Origin of the sequence: Pseudomonas sp. B20(2017) (assembly GCF_002113125.1) — a bacterium.
Taxonomy (GTDB): domain Bacteria; phylum Pseudomonadota; class Gammaproteobacteria; order Pseudomonadales; family Pseudomonadaceae; genus Aquipseudomonas.
Window position 1 is genome coordinate 126,918 of the sequence record NZ_NEJP01000003.1, and the last position, 19,438, is coordinate 146,355.

Sequence of the window (19,438 nt, forward strand, 5' to 3'; positions counted from 1 at the left end):
CCGCACGCACAGGATCCACACGAAACAGTCAAAATTCCGTGAAAAATCAATTTGGATTCAGGTTTTCACGCGCGGCGCCGAAATCCTAACAGACAAGCCGTAATAGCGCTGCCGCGTTATACGACTTGGGTCGCGTATGCCCGGTCACCGAAACGTGATTGGATGCTGGCGGTGGTTTATTACAAGAAAAAGAATCCGGAGTGACCGCGTTATGAACAGCTTGCGCAGTGTGTCGATCAGCCGACGCTTGTGGCTCATCTTGATTGTGGCAGTGGTCATGTTGTTGACGTTGGGCGTGTTGATGCTCAAGCAGATTCATGACGATCTGTACCATGCCAAAGCCCAGAAAACCCAGCATGTGGTACAGACCGCCAGCGGTTTGCTGACCTATTACCAAGGCCTTGAAGCTGCGGGCACCTTGACCCGCGATGTGGCGCAAAAACAGGCGCTGACCGCGATCCGTGGCCTGCGCTATGACCAGAACGACTACTTCTGGATCAACGACCTCACGCCCGAGATGGTCATGCACCCGACCAACCCCAAGCTTGAAGGCCAGAACCTCTCGGCGATTCGCGACCCGGACGGTTTCGCGGTGTTCAACGAAATGGTCGCCATCGCCAAGGCCAAGGGCGCCGGGATGGTCGATTATCGCTGGCCCAAACCCGGCGCCAGTGAACCGGTGGCCAAGACCTCCTACGTGAAGCTGTTCGAGCCTTGGGGCTGGGTCATCGGTTCGGGCGTATACGTCGATGACGTTCAGGCCGAGTTCCAGGGCCAGGTGATCAAGGCGTCCGTGGTGGGTCTGGTCATTGCGGTGATCATGGCGTTGCTGGTGATCCTGATTGCCCGCAGCATCGTCCGCCCGTTGCAGGAAACCGTGAACGCCATGGCGAACATCGCCAGCGGCGAAAGCGATCTGACCCGCAGCCTCGACACCCACGGCCAGGATGAGGTCACCCAACTGGCCCATCACTTCAATGCCTTTACCACCAAGCTGCGTCGAGTGATCGGCGAGTTGCAGGTGTCCGCCAGTGCACTGGGGCAGTCGTCCAGCGAACTGGGCAATGATGCGACTCAGGCCCAGCAGCGCAGCCAGCAGCAGTCGCAGCAGATGGAGCTGGTGGCCACCGCCGTCAACGAAGTGACCTACGGCGTGCAGGACGTGGCGAAAAACGCCGAACACGCCGCCAGCGAAATGCGCGACGCCGAAGCCCAGGCCCAACAAGGCCAGATCAATATCGACGGCAGTCTGCAACAGATCGACAAGCTGTCCGGCACCATCGACCAGGCCGTCGAAGTGATCCGCACACTCGCAACCGAGAGCACGCAGATCGGCAGTGTGCTGGAGGTGATCCGCTCGATTGCCGAGCAGACCAACCTGCTCGCCCTCAACGCCGCGATTGAAGCGGCCCGCGCCGGTGAACAGGGACGCGGTTTTGCGGTGGTTGCCGATGAAGTGCGCCTGCTCGCACAGCGCACGCAAAAGTCCACGGCCGAGATCCAGACGATGATCGAACGTCTGCAAAATCACTCCGAAGCCGCCGTAAAGGTCATCGGAGACAGCAGCAAGGCTTCGCAACTGACCATCGAGCAGGCGGGCCTGGCCAGCGCCAGCCTCAACGCCATTGGCCAGGCTCTGCGCAACCTCAACGGCCTGAACGCCTCGATTGCCAGCGCAACGCTGCAACAGGCGCATGTGGTCGAAGACATCAATCAGAACGTCACCCAGGCGGCCGGTTTGTCCCACAGCACCGCGTTGGCAGCGGAACAGTCGAGCGTGGCCAGCGTGCGCCTGGGCCAGCTCAGCGAACAATTGAACGGTTTGCTGCGTCAGTTCCGCGTCTGACCTCCCTTACAGGTGGGAACTCGTTTCCCATCTGTTTTTCGGTACAATCCGTTCCCTTTTACTCCCCCCAAGGATCCTGCATGTCCGGGCTTGAACTGTTTGCGGCCGCCCTCGGTGTGATCGCCGTGTGGCTCACGGTCAAACAGAATCCGTGGTGCTGGCCGATCGGGCTGGTCATGGTGTCGCTCTACACCTGGGTGTTCTTCGAGGTGAAGTTGTATTCGGACATGCTGCTGCAGGTGGTTTATGCCGGGCTGCAAGTGTATGGCTGGTGGCAGTGGACGCGGGCCGGGACGATGCATGACGGGCGCGAAGTCAGCCGGCTCGACAACCGCTCGATTGCGCAGGGGCTGGCTATCGGCGCGGTGGGCAGTCTGTTGTTGGGAGCGGCCATGGCCCACTGGACCGACGCTGCGCAACCATGGCTCGACGCGGCGCTGACCGCCTTCAGCCTGGTCGCGCAGTTCTGGATGGCCCACAAACGCCTGCAATGCTGGGCGTTGTGGTTCGTGCTGGATGTGATCTTCGTCGGGCTGTTCCTCTATAAAGGGCTGTACCTCACGGCGGCGCTGTATGCGCTGTTCACCCTGATCGCGGTGCAAGGCTGGCGCGAATGGCGTGCCGATCCGGCGTTACAACGATGAAAGTGATTGTTCTGACCGGTCCCGAGTCCACGGGCAAGAGCTGGCTGGCGGCCGGAATTCAACAGCAGTTCGGTGGTTTGAGGGTGGACGAATATGTGCGCTGGTTTATCGAGCAGAAACGTCGCGATACCTGCCTGGCCGACATCCCCGAGATCGCGCGCGGCCAGTTGCAATGGGAAGACGCAGCACGCGCGCAGCAGCCGCGACTGCTGATTCTCGATACGCATCTGTTGAGCAATATCCTGTGGAGCCAGACCTTGTTCGGCGATTGCCCGCCCTGGCTGGAAACCGAGTTGCTGGCGCGTCATTACGACCTGCACCTGCTGCTCTCCCCCGAGCAGATCGAATGGACGGACGATGGTCAACGCTGCCAGCCCGACTTGAATGAACGACTCGCGTTTTATGAGGCCACCCAGACCTGGCTGCGAACCCATCATCAACCATTGGAGATCATTCAGGGCAACTGGGCCGAACGCCAGCAGCAAGCCTTCGACGCGGTGCGCACCCTGCTCGCGGACTGACCCGGTTTTCGGGGCGAATGCCCCGCGCTTCCCCCTGTTTTGGGGCCAAAGTGTCCGTTCCTGAAACACCCCTGCGGGTGCAAAGTGCCCGTCTCAGCGCCCTTCACCCCTTTGTCATGCGACTTGTTACGTAGCTGAAACACTTGTGCGCGAACCCTTGTTCCAGAGCTTTGCAATGACTTTATGGGGTTGCGAAGGCAGTGACTTGTTTCAGTGATGAAACAGCTTGTGTATCAGTCCTGCCTCCAATCCACACAACCCCTTGAAACTGAAAGATATTTCAAAAGCGGCACAGCTTTCGCTCTCTCCTTCACAACGCTGACCTGGCCCAGCCCACTGAAGAAGGAATTGCCGCCGTGGGGAACATCAACAAAGCCTTTACCTGCCTTCTGCTGATCGGATCAGCCGCCAGCACTTTCCTCAGTTTCAACGTTCAGGCCGAAGGCAATGGCGTGATCGTGCTCAATCGTGACGTCCAGCCAATCCCGATTGGCCGCAGTGGCGGCAAAGACCCCTACCCGACCACCGTCAATGCCAACCCTTCGGCCCGGGTCAATTCGACCCTGAGCAACACGGAACTGAGTGATGGCGATTTCGCCAGTGTCGCCAGCGGCTCTTCCATCCGCGGCAACATCAATACCCCCAGCTCCAACCTGCCCGGCATGAACAACCTGACCAACCAGAACGGCCTGCCCGGCATGAGCAGCGGCCATGGCGGCGGTGCCGGCGGCTCGATTTCCAATACCGTCAACCGTGCGATGAGTTCCGGTCTTGCTCCGTTGACCCGCATGGCTGGAGGCCAATGACATGAATCGTTCCCTGCTCCTGCTCGCCCTGCTCGGTTGCTCCAGCGTGATGGCCGACCCAAGCGCTGTGCACAACGCGAACATTCAAGACTCCGGCGTTCAGTACCGCGGCAACTTCAACGTCAACCAGGCCGCCGGCGACCAGATGCAACAGGCCAACGTCAAGGCGATCGCCATTGGCACCGAATCCCACGCGACCACCAGCGTGAAACAGAAAATCGACACTCCTGCCGACCGCTCGATCAATGCGAGCGCCAACATCGGCGGCAACTCTTTCAGTAATGGCAACGGGATCCTGGGCGTGAACCAGGGCGCCGGGGCCAACAACCAGATGGCCAACGTCACGCGCGTCAGCATCAGTGCTGCCCCGCAGGCCGTTGACGATAGCGCCCTTTCCCAACAGAACGTGGCGTTGTTACCGAGCTCAGGAGCAACTGGCACCTCACCCGGCAGTCGCCAGGTCACGACAAGTGATCAGGCCTTCACCGGCAGCCGCGGGGTAATCCAGGTGAACCAGAGTGCCGGGGTGGGGAACCGAATGGCTAACACCCTGAGCATCCGGGTCGCAGACTGACCCAAACAAGAAGCAGTGCAATTAGAAAGTACCAACACTTAACCAACTAATAAGCACGACGGAGAAACACCATGAAACCTACAATGGCCCTCAAACCACTGGTTTTCGCTCTCGCAGCAGTGATGGCAATCGCAGCACAGGCAGGCGGTCGTGATGATGATCACGGTCATGGTAATGGGCACGGCAATGGTCATGGCAACAACCATGGTCCAAAAGGCCCTACCCTGGAACAACTTCTGCAAATTACCGCCGGCGCCGGCGCTGCAGTGCTCGATGCACAAAACAGCGATGGCAACGTGGTGAAAAACCAGGGCACTAAAAACGATGCGAGGGCTGACAACTCGCTGAACAACTCCAACGGCAACATGGGCGCCAACGTTGCAGCCGGCGACGGCAACCAACAAGACAACGCCGCCGCACTGGCCACCGCCGACGAAAGTTTCATCTTCGGTACTGCTGTTGCTGCCTCGAGTGCCACTCAAGTCAACAACAACAACTATGTGAAAAACTCGTCGACCACCAACACCGCTACACTTAACAACGCTGGCAACAACGGTTCCGGGAACATCGGCATCAACGTGACTTCCGGCAACTTCAATCAACAGAAAAACAACCTGGCAATCGCCGTATCGGGTGGTCGTGTAGCCACTGCCGCTGCTGCTGCCAACCAGTCTTCCACTGGCCTGGTCGTAGATAACAAAGGCGTGCAGACCTACAAAAAAGACACCCTCACCGGTACTTTCGCAGCCGCTGGCGTGTTCAAGGCCAAAGGTACTGCGACCATCGAAGACGATGACCACCACGGTGGTTATGGCAACCGTGGCGGCGGCCACGGCGGCAACGATGACCAAAAAGCCAAGTTCGAAGCTGTGGGCACCTTTGGCCTCGCTGGCGTCACCACTCAACAAGTGTTGACCAAAGATGGCTGGAAAAACCCTGTAACCAACACCGCAACCATGACCGGTTCGATGAACAACTTCTCCGGCAACGGCGGAGCGAACGTATCGGCAGGTGTGGGCAACCAACAAAGCAACTCGCTGTCCATCGCCGCAGGTTGCAAAGCCTGCATGTAATCGCGATCGAAACGAAAGCCCCGGAAACGGGGCTTTTCCTCAGTCCGAAAGGCGTATCGATCATGCGTAAGACTGCCCTCCTCGCTTTCCTTTGCATCTCTGGCCTGACCCAGGCTGCCCAGATGCCCGTCGCTGCCCTGCCAGGTGGCACGCTCGTCTATAAAGACGTGCAAAGTATTCGTGAGCGCAAGTTCGCTGACATCGTTCAACAGAAAACCGATTTCAGCTGCGGTGCCGCTGCGCTGGCTACGGTTTTGCGCCAGGCCTATTGGCTCGACGTCGATGAAGAGCACGTCATCAAAGGCATGCTGGTCAATGCAGACCAGGACCTTGTCCGTACTCAAGGTTTTTCCATGCTGGACATGAAGCGCTATATAGAAAGCATCGGCATGCGCGCCAGAGGCTACAAGATTCCCCGGGAAAAACTCGACGCAGTGACTATTCCGGTGGTGGTACTGATGGAAATTCGCGGCTACAAGCATTTCGTGGTGCTGCAGCGGGCGGACAAGGATTGGGTTTACATCGGAGACCCGGTTTTAGGACACAAACGCTACGCCCATGATGACTTTGTCAAAGGCTGGAACGGTATTGTCTTTGCCATCGTTGGTCCCGGATATGACAAAACAAATGCACTACGCAGTCCTCCGGTGCCACTAACGGCCAAAAACAAGCTGGATAGTTTCAACCCTGTCAAAGATGCTGAATTGATGGACTTCGGGTTCATACAGAGCGACTTCTTTTAATCGCCGATTATAAAGAGTGGGGCTGGATGTCCCGGGAGCAGCAGATGAAAACCTCATACTGGCTGGCCGCCGCCTGCCTGGCAGCGAGCGCTTCAGGCTACGCCAATGCAGGATTCAAACCCATTGAAATCAAGGACCAGGAGCTCGCAGAGCTACGCGGTCGTTATGTCATGCCGGGCCGGATCATCAGCTTCGGTGTCGTCATGAGCAGTACCTGGCGCAATGCCAGCGGAGATCTCATCGGAGCGTCAGCCTCGATGCAATTGCAGGCAGCTTCGGTAAAACCCGAATTTTATGTCTCGACCATCAAGGAACACGGCAATGGCAGTACTCCTGAACTGGGTACCGGCACGGTCGTGGGTGGCGCGGGACTCAACACCAGCCAGGGCGTGACGCAGAGTGTGCGCGCCGCCGGCGATGGCAACACCGCTTACAACAACGTTGCGATCAACGTCAAAGAAGCCAGCCAGGCCCCCGCACTGGTGCCGGTACAGGGCCAGGCCCTGATGGCCGGACAAACGATAACCGGCAGCAACGCCGCCGGCAGCGTAGCGGTTTCGGCCACTAACGGCGGCGTCCAGATGGCCATCCAGGCCTCTGGCAATCAAGGCGCAGCACTGCAACAGGTCGCCCAGGGCGGACTGCTGCAAAACACTCGCCTGCTGGGCAATGCCAACGTGGTCAACAATCTGACGCAACTTAACGTGGTGCTGAACAATAACGGCATGACTGCCGGTGCACTGGACTGCAATCTCACTCAACTAAGGGCACTACGCAATATCGGATATTGAACTACGCTGAGTCTCGATCATTGGGCTTAAAGGGACGGCTTATTCATGTATCGATCAGTATCACTGCGTGCCGCTGTATGTTTGAGTACTCTTCTCCCCGCGGCGATGCTGCAAGCAGCACCTGATGCGGATGTAGAAGCCCTTAAACAGGAACTTCTGGAGCTTAAGCAACGATACGAAGTACAACAAAAAGCCCTGGCGGTACTCGAACAACGGGTCCGCCAGGTCGAAGATCAACCCGCCTCTCCGCCCCCAAAACGCCTGGCCAAATCGCCTTCCGACATGAAAGGCAACCGGGTTGCCAACGGCACTGGGGCTGCAGCAGCATCGGGAGGCGCCGCCGGGGGAGGCGGCGCGTCCTACGGCCAATCGCTGGCCGATGATTCACAACCGGCACAGAGCGTATCCAACCTGTACGACGAAGCCAGCGGCTTCTTTGGCGGCGGCAAGTTCAGCTTTGAAACCGGCGTGACCTATTCACGCTACGACACCCGCCAGCTGATTCTCAACGGCTTCCTTGCACTCGACTCGATCTTTCTGGGCAACATCAACCTCGACCGGATCAAGGCCGACACCTGGACCCTGGATCTGACAGGACGCTACAACTTTGACAACCGCTGGCAGTTCGATCTGAACGTACCGGTGGTCTACCGCGAATCGACGTATCAGTCCGGCGGCGGCAATGGTGGCGCCTCCAACGTCACCACCGAACAGGATGTTTCTCGCGATCCGACCATTGGCGACGTCAACTTCGGTATCGCCTACAAGTTCATGGACGAGTCGGTCAACACCCCGGACGCTGTGGTGTCCTTGCGGGTCAAGGCGCCTACGGGGAAAGACCCGTTCGGTATCAAGTTGCGCCAGACCGATGCCAACTCGAACCTGTTCGTGCCGGACACCCTGCCAACCGGCAACGGCGTCTGGTCGATCACCCCGGGCATCTCGCTGGTCAAGACGTTTGACCCGGCGGTCTTGTTCGGCAGCTTGTCCTACACCCACAACTTCGAGGAATCGTTCGACGACATCAGTTCGACCGTCAACCAGAAAAACCCGGGCAAGGTACGCATTGGCGACAGCTTCCAGATCGGTGCGGGCGTTGCCTTCGCACTGAACGAGAAGATGAGTATGTCGTTCTCCGTGTCTGACCTGGTGCAACGCAAGAGCAAGCTGAAACAGGATGGCGGGGATTGGGAATCGGTGGTGTCCAGCGACGCCAACGCCGGTTACTTCAACGTCGGCATGACCATTGCGGCCACCGACAATCTGACCATCGTGCCCAACCTGTCCATCGGCATGACGGACGATGCCCCGGACTTTTCCTTCAGCCTGAAATTCCCGTACTACTTCTAAACCGCGACACAATCAACGCAACATCATGAAAAGACCCGCTGCGACTTGCATCGCAGCGGGTCTTTTCAGCTTCCTGCCCTCAGGAAGCGCCGCGCCCTAGCGGATCTGGTGCTTGTGCAGCAAACGGTAGAAAGTCGGCCGGGAAACCCCCAGCACTTTGGCAGCGACGCTGAGGTTGTCGCTGTGCCGGTTCAAAACATCGCACAACGCCTGGCGCTCGGCGCGGGTCTTGTAGTCTTCAAGCGTACCCATGGGTGCCGCGATCGACTGCTGGCTGATCAGCCCCAGGTCACGGGCCTCGATCTGCCGCCCTTCAGCCAGCACCAGGCCCCGGCGCACACGGTTGGCCAGTTCGCGGACATTGCCCGGCCAGTCGTGCTTGCCCATGGCAATCAGCGCGTCTTCGCTGAAGCTGCGAGGACGACGGCCGGTTTCGTGGCTGTAGAAATGGGAAAAATGGTTGGCCAGCATCGACAGGTCGCCGTGGCGCTCGCGTAACGGCGCGGTCACGACTTGCAGCACATTGAGCCGGTAATACAGGTCCTCACGAAAGCGTTTCTTCTCGATCGCGGCCTCGAGGTCGACGTGCGTTGCTGCCAACACCCGCACATCCACAGGTATCGGCTGACTGCCGCCGACCCGTTCGATGTGTTTTTCCTGGAGGAATCGCAGCAGATTGGCCTGTAGCTCCAGCGGCAGATCGCCGATTTCGTCGAGAAACAACGTGCCGCCATTCGCCGCTTCGATACGCCCGACCTTGCGCTGATGAGCGCCGGTGAACGCGCCTTTTTCGTGGCCGAACAACTCGGACTGGATCAAATGCTCGGGAATCGCCCCGCAGTTGATCGCCACAAACGGCTTGCTGTGGCGTTGCGACTGCCGGTGCAGGGTGCGGGCGACCAATTCCTTGCCGGTCCCGCTTTCGCCACGGATCAAAACCGGCGACTCGGTGGGAGCGAGTTTGCTCAGCAGCTTGCGCAGCTCGCGAATCGGTTTGCTGTCGCCCAGCAACTCATGTTCCGGCTGATCGACGTGAATCGTGCCCTGACCGCGCAGGCGTGCCATGCCGAACGCGCGACCAAGGGTGACCTGCACCCGCGAGACGTCGAACGGTAAGGTATGGAAGTCAAAAAACCATTCGCAGACGAAATCGCCGACGTTCTGCAAGCGCAGCACTTCCTGATTCAACACGGCGATCCATTCGGTGCCACTGCGGCTGATCAACTCCTTGACCGCCTCGGGGCGTTCCAGGTGAAAAGGCTGCAGGCGCAACAGACCAACATCGCAGGAACGATCGGCGGCATTCTCCAGGCTGCAGCTGTCCACGTCCCAGCCTACGGCACGCAAACCGGGCAGCAATCGGTGACAGTCGTCACAAGGGTCGACTACCAATAAACGTCGTAACGCAGGCGCTTCGCTCATGACTGTTCCTTGGCGCCAAATTAAAGGAAATGATTGAAAAAACAGTCATTTGGCAGACCTGGCTGTAACATTAGCAAGAATTTGACGGCGCCTTGTATCGATTGCTTATAGATGTACAACTGAAGCAGTTATAAGAAGCTTGTTTATTAGTCAGCTATCTACTTGTTTCTTTCATCAGGCTTTCAAAGACAGGTCGAAGACTGACGATCTGAAAGAAAGTCGAAATTTCTTCAAATTCTGTGTGACCTGCCAGCAGGTTGCGTGCATCAGTACAAGTATCGCCGAACGGTAAGCCCAACCGACGGCACATCACTTGATTGGGCACTAATAGAGAGAAGATCCCATGACCGCCCCGCTCCGTATCAACGAAGCTCTTTTGATTGCCAACCGCGCATTCAAACCTTTTCAATGCGTCGCCTGGGCCCCACAAGACGGCAATGGCGAACTGAGCCTGACCGTTATCGACCGTACCAATTCCCACATCGGTCGCACCCAGATTCCAAGCAGTGCTTACTCTGACCCTGCGCAACTTGAACACTTGCTGCAACAGGCCCGCGCCGAACTGAGCGAAGAAGGCTACGCATTGCAATCCTGGTCAATGCCACACTGATAATTCGGGAAATGCGGATGACGTTAAAGTCATCCGCCCTCTTCTGTTAGTTGCGAATCTTTTTCCAACTTCAGTCTTTTTGTACAACTTTCCTCAATACTTTCCCGCCTGAATGCTTGGCAGGCTTGCGACTGGTTCAAAAAGACACTGTTCTGGCACAGTGCGACCCTCCACCTGTTAGTTCTGTCAGTTGTACTTGCGCGTATTCAGGGATTGAATGTTTCGCTCATGCAGTTACCCGTTCCGCCTCCCGGAAATTGGTCGACTCGCAAGGAGAAGCATGCATGTCATCCCAGATCGCTATAGCGCTGCCGACGCTGGCGAATAACGCCGGGCAACTCGACAAGACGTTTTCCAGTAACGGCGTTGCTCAGGTTTACTTCGCCGGCAGTACGTCCAGCCTGACCCAGAGCGTGGCGCTCGATGCGCAAGGTCGAATTCTGGTCGCCGCCAAGGTGGGCACTGCGCAAGGCAGCCGTTTCGGTCTTGCCCGCCTGCTCGAAGACGGCTCCGCGGATCTGGGGTTCGGTTTTCAAGGCAGCGTGATCGGCCGGTTCGCCGCCGGATTCGAAGCCACCGGCAGCAAGGTTCAGGTCTTGCCTGACGGGCGGATTCTGCTGGCGGGTCTGCACTATGAATCAGAACATTGCACCCTGCCCGCCCTGGCCCTGTTCGATACCCAGGGTCGATCTGACCCGGATTTCGGTGACAATGGCCGGCAAATTGTCCGCCTGCCCGGCGACCTGTCCATGGGCACCCGCGACGCTTGGCTACCACCGGGCGTTCCGGGCGCTGAAGCCTGTGATTTCGCCGTACAGCCGGACGGGCATATCCTGCTGATTGCCAATCACCACCGCGCCCTCGCCGATCATGTCGGCATGCTGATCCGCCTCAAACCCGATGGCAGCCTCGACCCATCGTTCAACGGTCGCGGTTTCGTCATGGTTCGCCACTTGCTGCTCAATACCTGGTTAGGCGGTCTGCTGCTACAAGACGACGGACGAATCGTGGTAGCCGGATCCATTGGCTTTCCTCAGGAAGGCCTGCTCGCCCGCTACCTGCCGGACGGACGGCTCGACGAACGTTTTGCAGTGGACGGTTTCCTGGCCTTCAAAGTCCAGGGGCGCAGCGCTCTGGTCACTCAGGTCATCGAATCGGCAGAGCATCTCCATTGTTTTGGCAGCAGTCGCGATCCGATTCGATGCATGGCGCAGTCTGTTCATGGCAACGGTCGCCCCGACCTGCACCGCAACGGTGGCCAGCCGCATCTGCTGGAAATCGGTCCCAGCGGCTGCCAGTGGAGCGCGGCGCAAGTGATGCCGGACGGTCGCATCATCGCGGTCGGCGCGACCATCGGCGGGGTTGAGGCCGATTTCATCGTCGCCCGCTATCTGGCCAACGGCAGCCTTGATCGAAGCTTCGGTTCCGGTAATGGCTGGTTGCGTACGCGGCTGGGGCGCAGCCTCGATACCGCCACTTCACTGGCGATCCAGCCGGGTGGCGAGATACTGGTGGGCGGTTATTCGCTGGACGGTAACTACCGCGCATTGGTCGCGCGTTATCTGAATCATTGATGCGAACCTTCCCACACTTGATCTTGCCCATCGCTTACGGCAACTTGCGCGCTTCTTAATACAAGGAGCAACCGATGTCCGGTTCGATGGCCCAGGCGTTCGCGCACAATTTTCTCGGGCATTCGCCCCGCTGGTACAAGGCGTGCATCGTCGGGTTTCTGATTCTCAACGCACTGGTGCTGTGGACCGTCGGCCCGGTCGCGGCCGGCTGGCTGCTGGTGATCGAGTTCATTTTCACCCTGGCCATGGCACTCAAGTGCTATCCGCTGATGCCCGGCGGCTTGCTGCTGATCGAAGCGCTGCTGCTGAAAATGACCACGCCCCAGGCGTTGTATGAAGAGCTGCAGCACAATTTCCCGGTGATTCTGCTGCTGATGTTCATGGTCGCCGGCATCTACTTCATGAAAGACCTGCTGCTGTTCCTGTTCTCGCGCCTGTTGCTGGGCGTGCGTTCGAAGGCGCTGCTGGCTCTGATGTTCTGCTTTTTGTCGGCATTTCTCTCGGCGTTTCTTGATGCACTGACCGTGACCGCAGTGATCATCAGCGCCGCCGTGGGTTTCTATTCGGTTTACCACCGGGTGGCCTCCGGCAACGATCCGCGCCAGGACAGCGAATTCAGCGATGACCAGCATCTGCCCCAGCTGCATCACGAGGACCTGGAACAGTTTCGCGCCTTCCTGCGCAGCCTGCTGATGCACGGCGCTGTCGGCACGGCATTGGGCGGCGTCTGCACCTTGGTCGGTGAACCACAGAACCTGCTGATCGGCCATGAAATGGGTTGGCATTTTGCGGAGTTTTTCCAGAAGGTCGCACCGGTTTCGTTGCCGGTTCTGGTCGCAGGCCTGCTGACCTGCCTGCTACTGGAGAAACTGCGCTGGTTCGGTTACGGCACGCTGCTGCCGGATAACGTACGTGCCGTGCTGGCCAACTACGCGGCCGAAGACAACGCCGAACGCACACCTCGCCAGCGCGCAGCACTGCTGGTGCAAGGCTTCGCTGCGCTGATCCTGATCGCCGGGTTGGCGTTCCATATCGCGGAAGTCGGCCTTATCGGCCTGATGGTGATCGTGCTGATCACGGCTTTCACGGGAATCACCGACGAGCACCGACTGGGCAGCGCCTTCAAGGACGCCATGCCGTTCACCGCGCTGCTGGTGGTGTTCTTCGCCGTCGTGGCGGTGATTCACGACCAGCAACTGTTCGCGCCGCTGATCCAGTGGGTGCTGGCACTGCCGGCCGATCAGCAACCGGGAATGCTGTTCATCGCCAACGGCCTGCTGTCGGCGATCAGCGACAACGTGTTCGTCGCCACGATCTACATCACCGAAGTGAAGCAGGCGTTCCTGTCCGGCCACATGAGCCGCGAACACTTCGAGACGCTGGCCATCGCGATCAACACCGGCACCAACCTGCCAAGTGTGGCGACGCCCAATGGTCAGGCGGCGTTTCTGTTTCTGCTGACGTCGGCGATTGCGCCGCTGGTGCGTCTGTCCTACGGAAGGATGGTTTGGATGGCGTTGCCTTACACCGTCGTAATGGGATTGCTCGGCTGGTACGCCGTCAGTTACTGGCTGTAGAAACAAGATAAAAAATGTGGGAGCGAGCTTGCTCGCGATAGCGGTGTGTCAGTCAACCACGATGCTGACTGACTTAGCGCCATCGCGAGCAAGCTCGCTCCCACATTGTTTTACAGGATGTACTTTTCGATGGCCTGCGCCACGCCATCTTCGGTGTTCGGCCCGGTCACCACGTCAGCCTGACGCTTCACCGCGTCCTCGGCCTGCCCCATGGCGATCGACAGACCGGCGCAATGAAACATCGCCGGATCATTGCCACCATCGCCAATCGCCGCCGTCTGCGCCAGCGGAACGCCCAAGTGTTCAGCCAGCGTGACCAGCGCCGAGCCTTTGTTCGCCTCGACCGCCGTCACGTCCAGGTACACCGGTTGAGAGCGAGACACCTGCGCCAGTCCTTCAACCTTCGGCAGCAAACGCGCCTCCAGTTCAATCAGCAGTTCAGTGTTGTTGCTGGTGGCCACGATTTTGTCGATACGTTCCAGATACGGCTCGAAGCTCTCCACCACCACTGGCGGATAGCCTAGCCCGTGCTGTTCGCGTGGCACCATCGGCCCGTGCGGATCCTTGAGCAGCCAGTCGCCGCCGCTGAACACCCAGATCTCGACATCTGGCTGATCGGCAAACAGCGCCAGTGCGGTCAACGCTGCCGTCGCGGGCAGGTAATGAGCAACCAGAATGCTGCCATCCGGGTTGACGATCGTGCCGCCATTGAACGCCGCCGTCGGCAGGTCGACGCCCAGCGCTTCGATCTGCTGCAGCATAGCTTTGGGTGGACGCCCGGTGGCCAGGCTAAACAACACGCCCGCCTCGCGGAGCGCACGAACCGCGTCAATCGTGCGCTGACTCAAACTGTGATCGGGCAGCAACAGCGTGCCGTCCATGTCGCTCAACAGAAAACGGATCGGCTCGCTCATCCCAGACCATGCCAGACGCGACCATCGCGAGTCAGCAGATCATCGGCGGCTTTCGGCCCGTCTTCGCCAGCGGCATAACTCTGCACGCTCGCGTCCTGTTGCCAGGCGTCGAGGAACGGCTGCACCGCGCGCCAGCCGTTCTCGATGTTGTCGGCACGCTGGAACAGCGTCTGGTCACCGGTCAGGCAGTCGTAGATCAGGGTTTCGTAGCCGGTGGACGGCTGCATTTCAAAGAAATCCTTATAAGCGAAGCCCAGCTCGATGTTGGCCATGTTCAATGCCGGCCCCGGCCGTTTGGCCAGCAGATCGAACCACATGCCTTCGTTGGGCTGGATCTGGATACGCAGGTAGGTCGGCTGCAATTCGTCGACCTCGGTATCGCGAAACTGCGCATACGGCGCCGGTTTGAAGCAGATGACGATCTCTGTGTCGCGCACGCTCATGCGTTTGCCGGTGCGCAGGTAGAACGGCACGCCGACCCAGCGCCAGTTGTCGATCATCACCTTCAGCGCGACGTAGGTTTCTGTGGTGCTTTCGGGCGAGACGTTGTTCTCATCGCGATAACCGGCCACCGGTTTGCCGGCAACTTCACCGGCGCCGTACTGGCCGCGCACCGAGTTTTCCCGTGCTTCCTCGGTGGTCCAGGGCCGGATCGCACCGACTACTTTGGCCTTCTCGCCCCGCACCGCATCGGCGCCGAACGCGGCCGGCGGCTCCATCGCGACCATGGCCAGCAACTGAAACAGGTGATTGGGCACCATGTCCCGCAGAGCGCCGGTGTGCTCGTAAAAACTGCCACGGGTTTCGACGCCGACGGTTTCGGCGGCGGTGATCTGCACGTGGTCGATGTAGTGATTGTTCCAGAAAGCTTCGAACAGGCTGTTGGAGAACCGGCTGACCAGAATGTTCTGCACGGTTTCCTTGCCCAGATAGTGATCGATCCGGTAGATCTGCTTCTCCGACATGACCTTGAGCAGGCAGGCGTTCAGCGCCTCGGCGGTTTGCAGGTCGGAGCCGAACGGTTTTTCGATCACCACCCTTCTGAAGGCTTCCGGTGTTTCTTCGAGCAACCCGGCGCTGCCGAGTCGGCGCACCACTTCGCTGAAGAAACGTGGCGCGGTGGCCAGGTAGAACACCGCATTGCCGGTGCCGCTGTCGGCGATTTTCGCCGCCAGCGCAGAATAAGTGCTGTCGTCCAGGAAGTCGCCCTGGACGTAGCTGATGCCTTTGGCGAGCTTGGCCCACAAGGCAGGATCAAGCATCTGATCGCCCTTGCCGACCTTCGCGGCCACTTCGGTGCGGATGAAGTCTTCGAGCTTCTGCGCGAAGGCTTCATCGGTGATGGCGTTGTGGTCAACGCCAACGATCCGCAGATTTTCGTCAAGCAAGCCGTCGCGACTCAGGTTGTACAGCGCCGGCATCAGCAAGCGCTTGACCAGGTCGCCGTGGGCACCGAACAAAAACAGCGTGGTCGGTGGTGCGGGTTCTGCCTTGGATTTTCTGCGGATCGTATGGGTCATTTCTTCGGTGTCTCCACGTGGCCGCCGAAGCCGAAGCGCTGGGCCGAAAGAATCTTGTCGCCGAAAGTGCCCTGACCGCGAGAGCGGTAGCGCGAGAACAGCGAGTTGGACAGCACCGGTACCGGCACCTTTTGCTCCATTGCCGCTTCGATGGTCCATTGACCTTCGCCGCTGTCTGCCACGGAGCCCGAGAAACCGTCGAGTTTCGGATCGACCGCCAGCGCATCGGCGGTCAGGTCGAGCAGCCACGAAGACACTACGCTGCCACGGCGCCAGACTTCGGCGATGTCGGCCACGTTCAGGTCGAAACGCTGATCTTCCGGCAGAAGCTCGCTGGACTTGGTCTTGAGGATATCGAAGCCTTCGGCGAAAGCCGCCATCATCCCGTACTCGATCCCGTTGTGGATCATCTTGACGAAGTGACCGGCACCGGCGGGACCTGCGTGGATGTAGCCGTGCTCGGCGCGATGATCATCGGACTTGCGGTCCTTGGTGCGCGGGATGTCGCCCATGCCCGGCGCCAGGGCTGCGAACAGCGGATCCAGACGCTTAACGGTCTCGTCATCGCCGCCGATCATCATGCAGTAGCCGCGCTCCAGGCCCCAGACGCCGCCGGAGGTGCCGACGTCGATGTAGTGCAGGCCCTTCTCGGCCAGGGTCTTGGCCCGACGGATGTCGTCCTTATAGTTGGTGTTGCCGCCATCAATGATGGTGTCGCCCGCCTCGAGCAGAGTGCTCAGGGTTTCGATGGTGTCTTCGGTCGGCGCGCCGGCTGGCAGCATGACCCACACCGCACGCGGCTTGGCCAGGCCTGCGACTAGTGCAGGCAGGTCGGCGACGCCGGTAGAGCCCTCGGCGGCCAGGGTGTCGACAAAGGCGGTATTGCGGTCGTAAACAACGGTGGTGTGACCGTTGAGCATCAGACGTCGCGCAATATTGCCGCCCATGCGGCCCAGTCCAATAATCCCGAGTTGCATGTGCTGATGCTCCTTACTACGAATAAAGGTGTGTCAAAGGTATAGCCCAACGTGGCTGATGGAGGGTTAGTCCAGAGCGTTGGCATGAAGTTTCCGGGCATTGTGCCCGATCCAGACTGATAACGTCGGGAAACGTGCCGAAGACACAACGACCATGAAAAATAAAAAAGTTCCATTCACGAGCAAAAGAAATCAAAATCGGCGCCGATAGTATGTCAGCAACCGAATTCGGGGCTGAACTACAGTTGAGACACGCCATTTGCGAGGTGAGCAATGGGCACAGTACACACAGCAATGCCGCCACAAACCCTGTACGTCACCATCCGTCGCGATGAATTGCGGCAGTTGAAAGATGAACGCGACCAGCTCAAGCAGGAACTCGCGCAATTGCGCCTGCTGACTCAGGGCGCTCAACCGCAACCCTTGCCACGCGTGCAGCGCTCACCCAGCGCCTGATCTCCCCGCCCGATTCGGGAGCGGCCCACGCTGTTCCCGACATGCTGCCCCCCCGGCCATTTCCGGCAACTAACAAAGTTTTCACATTCGCTTGTTGATACTCCCGCGCTTTCCCGCCGTGCGTGTTTGCGCGCGGCCTCCGTTCGTCGGCTTTCATGCACTCGGTCATGAAGTGTTCCGGCGGTGGATGTGACGATTGCGCTGGAGTCCTGAATGGCAGTGTTCAAACGCAGCAATACGCCTGCGACAGGTTTCGACTGGGCCGGCTTCATCTGGCTGTTCGTTTTCTTCTGGTATTTTTCCGGCATCACTCAACTGCTGATCCAGCTGACCGGCACTTCGGGTTTTACCGGATTCCGCCAGGCCTTCGTGATGAGCGCCGTGTGGCTGGCGCCGATGCTGCTGTTTCCCAAACGAACCCGCTTGCTTGCCGCGCTGATCGGTGTGGTGCTGTGGGCCTGCTCGATGGCCAGCCTGGGTTACTTCTTCATCTACCAGCAGGAATTTTCCCAGAGCGTCATCTTCATCATGTTCGAGTCGAACGTGTCCGAAGCCGGCGAGTACATGACCCAGTACTTCGCCTGGTGGATGATTCCGGCGTTCCTCGCACACACCGCGTTCGCGTATTTCCTCTGGACCCGCCTGCGCCCGGTGTACATGCCCCGTGGCCGCGCGTTCGTCGCCGCCATGGCGATTCTGGTGGCCGTGGTCGGTTATCCGCTGGTCAAGCAGACAATGCGCACCGGCAGTTTCGCCGGTGGCTTCGAAAAATTCGAAACCCGCATCGAGCCAGCCGTGCCTTGGCAGATGGCCGTGGCCTATCACCGCTATCTCGACACGCTGAGTGAAATGCAGGGCATGTTGCACAGCGCGAGCAAGATCCCGCCGCTGCACAACCTCAAGGACGCGGGCGCCAATCAGCCTGCGACCCTGGTGCTGGTGATCGGCGAATCCACCAACCGCCAGCGCATGAGCCTTTACGGCTACCCGCGCAAGACCACGCCGGAGCTGGACAAGCTCAAGGATCAGCTGTCGGTCTTCGACAACGTCATCACCCCGCGCCCGTACACCATTGAAGCGCTGCAACAGGTGTTGACCTTCGCTGACGAAGAAAACCCGGACCTGTACCTGTCCACGCCGTCGCTGGTCAGCATGATGAAACAGGCTGGCTACAAGACCTTCTGGATCACCAACCAGCAGACCATGACCAAACGCAACACCATGCTCACGACGTTCTCCGAACAGGCCGACGAGCAGGTGTACCTGAACAACAACCGCAACCAGAACGCCGCGCAGTACGACGGCGACGTGATCGAGCCGTTCAACAAAGCGCTGGCCGACGCGGCGCCGCGCAAGTTGATCGTCGTGCATCTGCTCGGCACGCACATGAGCTACCAGTACCGTTATCCGCCGAGCTTCGACAAGTTTCAGGATCGCAACGGTGTTCCGGCCGGCGTGCGTGACGATCAGGTGCCGACTTACAATAGTTACGACAACGCAGTGCTGTACAACGACTTCGTGGTCTCGAGCCTGATCAAGGACTACGCCAAATCCGATCCGAACGGCTTTTTGCTGTACCTCTCCGACCACGGTGAAGACGTGTTCGACTCGGTGGGCCACAGCACGTTGGGCCGTAACGAAAACAAGCCAACGGCGCCGATGTACACCATTCCATTCATGGCCTGGGCGTCGCCGAAGTGGCGTGAAACCCACGACTGGAGTTTTGCGGGAGATCTGAGCCGGCCTTACAGCAGCTCGCATCTGATCCACACCTGGGCGGATCTGGCCGGTTTGAGTTTCGATGAACTGGATCGCAGCAAGAGCCTGGTCAGCGACAGCTTCAAGCCGCGTCCGCTGTTGATCGGCAACCCTTACGAACGCGAACAGCGAGCGCTGATCGACTTCAGCCTGATGAAGCCGAAGAAACCCGCCGGCACAGCTCCAGAGGTGGTGCAGCAATAACAAAGAAGGGCCGGAAACGGCCCTTCTTTTCATCTTGACGCAACGCCTTCAAATGACAATATTTCTCGTTTGTTACTA

The 19,438-nt window shown here is 59.1% G+C and carries 18 protein-coding genes; 14 read left to right on the forward strand and 4 right to left on the reverse strand.

Features of this window, described 5'->3' with window-relative positions:
• Positions 1-211 precede the first annotated feature (211 nt).
• The 9 genes from CAF63_RS05780 to CAF63_RS05820 all read left to right on the forward strand — a co-directional run bounded on the left by CAF63_RS05780 (position 212) and on the right by CAF63_RS05820 (position 8,348).
• On the forward strand, positions 212-1,846 hold the full coding sequence (locus tag CAF63_RS05780; RefSeq protein ID WP_085683757.1) for a methyl-accepting chemotaxis protein: 1,635 nt from the start codon (positions 212-214) through the stop codon (positions 1,844-1,846).
• Positions 1,847-1,926: 80 nt separating this feature from the next.
• Positions 1,927-2,490, forward strand: coding sequence for a nicotinamide riboside transporter PnuC (gene pnuC, locus CAF63_RS05785; protein ID WP_085683758.1), 564 nt, complete (start codon positions 1,927-1,929; stop codon positions 2,488-2,490).
• Positions 2,487-3,011 (forward strand): AAA family ATPase, encoded by a 525-nt coding sequence (locus CAF63_RS05790; RefSeq protein WP_085683759.1) that lies wholly within the window; start codon positions 2,487-2,489, stop codon positions 3,009-3,011. Before pnuC ends, CAF63_RS05790 begins: the two co-directional genes overlap by 4 nt.
• 356 nt (positions 3,012-3,367) lie before the next feature.
• Positions 3,368-3,817: a hypothetical protein gene (locus CAF63_RS05795; RefSeq protein WP_085683760.1), complete on the forward strand. Its 450-nt coding sequence runs from the start codon at positions 3,368-3,370 to the stop codon at positions 3,815-3,817.
• A gap of 1 nt (position 3,818) precedes the next feature.
• Entirely contained in the window at positions 3,819-4,391 is a 573-nt protein-coding gene (locus CAF63_RS05800) for an adhesin (protein WP_085683761.1), read from the forward strand.
• Positions 4,392-4,462: 71 nt separating this feature from the next.
• On the forward strand, positions 4,463-5,464 hold the full coding sequence (locus CAF63_RS05805) for a heme utilization protein (RefSeq protein ID WP_085683762.1): 1,002 nt from the start codon (positions 4,463-4,465) through the stop codon (positions 5,462-5,464).
• Positions 5,465-5,526: 62 nt separating this feature from the next.
• Positions 5,527-6,207 carry a C39 family peptidase gene (locus CAF63_RS05810; protein ID WP_085683763.1) on the forward strand — a complete coding sequence of 227 codons (681 nt, stop codon included), beginning with the start codon at positions 5,527-5,529 and terminating at the stop codon, positions 6,205-6,207.
• A gap of 44 nt (positions 6,208-6,251) precedes the next feature.
• Positions 6,252-6,998 (forward strand): hypothetical protein, encoded by a 747-nt coding sequence (locus CAF63_RS05815; RefSeq protein ID WP_085683764.1) that lies wholly within the window; start codon positions 6,252-6,254, stop codon positions 6,996-6,998.
• A 45-nt stretch (positions 6,999-7,043) separates the two neighbouring features.
• Positions 7,044-8,348, forward strand: coding sequence for a transporter (locus CAF63_RS05820; RefSeq protein WP_085683765.1), 1,305 nt, complete (start codon positions 7,044-7,046; stop codon positions 8,346-8,348).
• Positions 8,349-8,444: 96 nt separating this feature from the next.
• Here the strand turns inward: CAF63_RS05820 and CAF63_RS05825 are convergent, their stop codons facing one another.
• Positions 8,445-9,770 (reverse strand): sigma-54 dependent transcriptional regulator, encoded by a 1,326-nt coding sequence (locus tag CAF63_RS05825; protein WP_007957480.1) that lies wholly within the window; start codon positions 9,768-9,770, stop codon positions 8,445-8,447.
• A gap of 343 nt (positions 9,771-10,113) precedes the next feature.
• Here CAF63_RS05825 and CAF63_RS05830 point away from each other — a divergent pair, with 343 nt between their 5' ends.
• From CAF63_RS05830 to nhaB, 3 genes are all read left to right on the forward strand, one after another.
• Positions 10,114-10,380: a hypothetical protein gene (locus CAF63_RS05830; protein ID WP_085683766.1), complete on the forward strand. Its 267-nt coding sequence runs from the start codon at positions 10,114-10,116 to the stop codon at positions 10,378-10,380.
• Between the two features lie 284 nt (positions 10,381-10,664).
• The gene (locus CAF63_RS05835) at positions 10,665-11,954 is read left to right on the forward strand and encodes a hypothetical protein (RefSeq protein ID WP_085683767.1); all 1,290 of its coding nucleotides are present in this window, start codon (positions 10,665-10,667) and stop codon (positions 11,952-11,954) included.
• Positions 11,955-12,028: 74 nt separating this feature from the next.
• Positions 12,029-13,531, forward strand: coding sequence for a sodium/proton antiporter NhaB (gene nhaB, locus CAF63_RS05840; protein ID WP_085683768.1), 1,503 nt, complete (start codon positions 12,029-12,031; stop codon positions 13,529-13,531).
• A 110-nt stretch (positions 13,532-13,641) separates the two neighbouring features.
• Here nhaB and CAF63_RS05845 read toward each other — a convergent pair whose 3' ends face one another.
• From CAF63_RS05845 to gnd, 3 genes are read right to left on the reverse strand one after another with little or no spacing between them, the layout of a single operon-like run.
• Positions 13,642-14,445: a Cof-type HAD-IIB family hydrolase gene (locus CAF63_RS05845; RefSeq protein WP_085683769.1), complete on the reverse strand. Its 804-nt coding sequence runs from the start codon at positions 14,443-14,445 to the stop codon at positions 13,642-13,644.
• Positions 14,442-15,965 (reverse strand): glucose-6-phosphate dehydrogenase, encoded by a 1,524-nt coding sequence (gene zwf / locus CAF63_RS05850; protein WP_085683770.1) that lies wholly within the window; start codon positions 15,963-15,965, stop codon positions 14,442-14,444. Before zwf ends, CAF63_RS05845 begins: the two co-directional genes overlap by 4 nt.
• Positions 15,962-16,942: a phosphogluconate dehydrogenase (NAD(+)-dependent, decarboxylating) gene (gene gnd, locus CAF63_RS05855; protein ID WP_085683771.1), complete on the reverse strand. Its 981-nt coding sequence runs from the start codon at positions 16,940-16,942 to the stop codon at positions 15,962-15,964. Before gnd ends, zwf begins: the two co-directional genes overlap by 4 nt.
• 273 nt (positions 16,943-17,215) lie before the next feature.
• On the opposite strand from gnd, the gene CAF63_RS05860 reads away from it, so the two are divergent.
• Positions 17,216-17,398, forward strand: coding sequence for a DUF6026 family protein (locus CAF63_RS05860; protein WP_085683772.1), 183 nt, complete (start codon positions 17,216-17,218; stop codon positions 17,396-17,398).
• Positions 17,399-17,611: 213 nt separating this feature from the next.
• Positions 17,612-19,360 (forward strand): phosphoethanolamine transferase CptA, encoded by a 1,749-nt coding sequence (locus CAF63_RS05865; RefSeq protein ID WP_085683773.1) that lies wholly within the window; start codon positions 17,612-17,614, stop codon positions 19,358-19,360.
• Positions 19,361-19,438: the final 78 nt, after the last annotated feature.

What these genes read in the sequence shown, in the direction of transcription:
- CAF63_RS05780 (WP_085683757.1), top strand. Translation starts at nt 212, where the DNA reads ATGAACAGCTTGCGCAGTGTGTCGATCAGCCGACGCTTGTGGCTCATC.
- pnuC (WP_085683758.1), top strand. Translation starts at nt 1,927, where the DNA reads ATGTCCGGGCTTGAACTGTTTGCGGCCGCCCTCGGTGTGATCGCCGTG.
- CAF63_RS05790 (WP_085683759.1), top strand. Translation starts at nt 2,487, where the DNA reads ATGAAAGTGATTGTTCTGACCGGTCCCGAGTCCACGGGCAAGAGCTGG.
- CAF63_RS05800 (WP_085683761.1), top strand. Translation starts at nt 3,819, where the DNA reads ATGAATCGTTCCCTGCTCCTGCTCGCCCTGCTCGGTTGCTCCAGCGTG.
- CAF63_RS05805 (WP_085683762.1), top strand. Translation starts at nt 4,463, where the DNA reads ATGAAACCTACAATGGCCCTCAAACCACTGGTTTTCGCTCTCGCAGCA.
- CAF63_RS05810 (WP_085683763.1), top strand. Translation starts at nt 5,527, where the DNA reads ATGCGTAAGACTGCCCTCCTCGCTTTCCTTTGCATCTCTGGCCTGACC.
- CAF63_RS05815 (WP_085683764.1), top strand. Translation starts at nt 6,252, where the DNA reads ATGAAAACCTCATACTGGCTGGCCGCCGCCTGCCTGGCAGCGAGCGCT.
- CAF63_RS05820 (WP_085683765.1), top strand. Translation starts at nt 7,044, where the DNA reads ATGTATCGATCAGTATCACTGCGTGCCGCTGTATGTTTGAGTACTCTT.
- CAF63_RS05825 (WP_007957480.1), bottom strand. Translation starts at nt 9,770, where the DNA reads ATGAGCGAAGCGCCTGCGTTACGACGTTTATTGGTAGTCGACCCTTGT.
- CAF63_RS05830 (WP_085683766.1), top strand. Translation starts at nt 10,114, where the DNA reads ATGACCGCCCCGCTCCGTATCAACGAAGCTCTTTTGATTGCCAACCGC.
- CAF63_RS05835 (WP_085683767.1), top strand. Translation starts at nt 10,665, where the DNA reads ATGTCATCCCAGATCGCTATAGCGCTGCCGACGCTGGCGAATAACGCC.
- nhaB (WP_085683768.1), top strand. Translation starts at nt 12,029, where the DNA reads ATGTCCGGTTCGATGGCCCAGGCGTTCGCGCACAATTTTCTCGGGCAT.
- CAF63_RS05845 (WP_085683769.1), bottom strand. Translation starts at nt 14,445, where the DNA reads ATGAGCGAGCCGATCCGTTTTCTGTTGAGCGACATGGACGGCACGCTG.
- zwf (WP_085683770.1), bottom strand. Translation starts at nt 15,965, where the DNA reads ATGACCCATACGATCCGCAGAAAATCCAAGGCAGAACCCGCACCACCG.
- gnd (WP_085683771.1), bottom strand. Translation starts at nt 16,942, where the DNA reads ATGCAACTCGGGATTATTGGACTGGGCCGCATGGGCGGCAATATTGCG.
- CAF63_RS05860 (WP_085683772.1), top strand. Translation starts at nt 17,216, where the DNA reads ATGGGCACAGTACACACAGCAATGCCGCCACAAACCCTGTACGTCACC.
- CAF63_RS05865 (WP_085683773.1), top strand. Translation starts at nt 17,612, where the DNA reads ATGGCAGTGTTCAAACGCAGCAATACGCCTGCGACAGGTTTCGACTGG.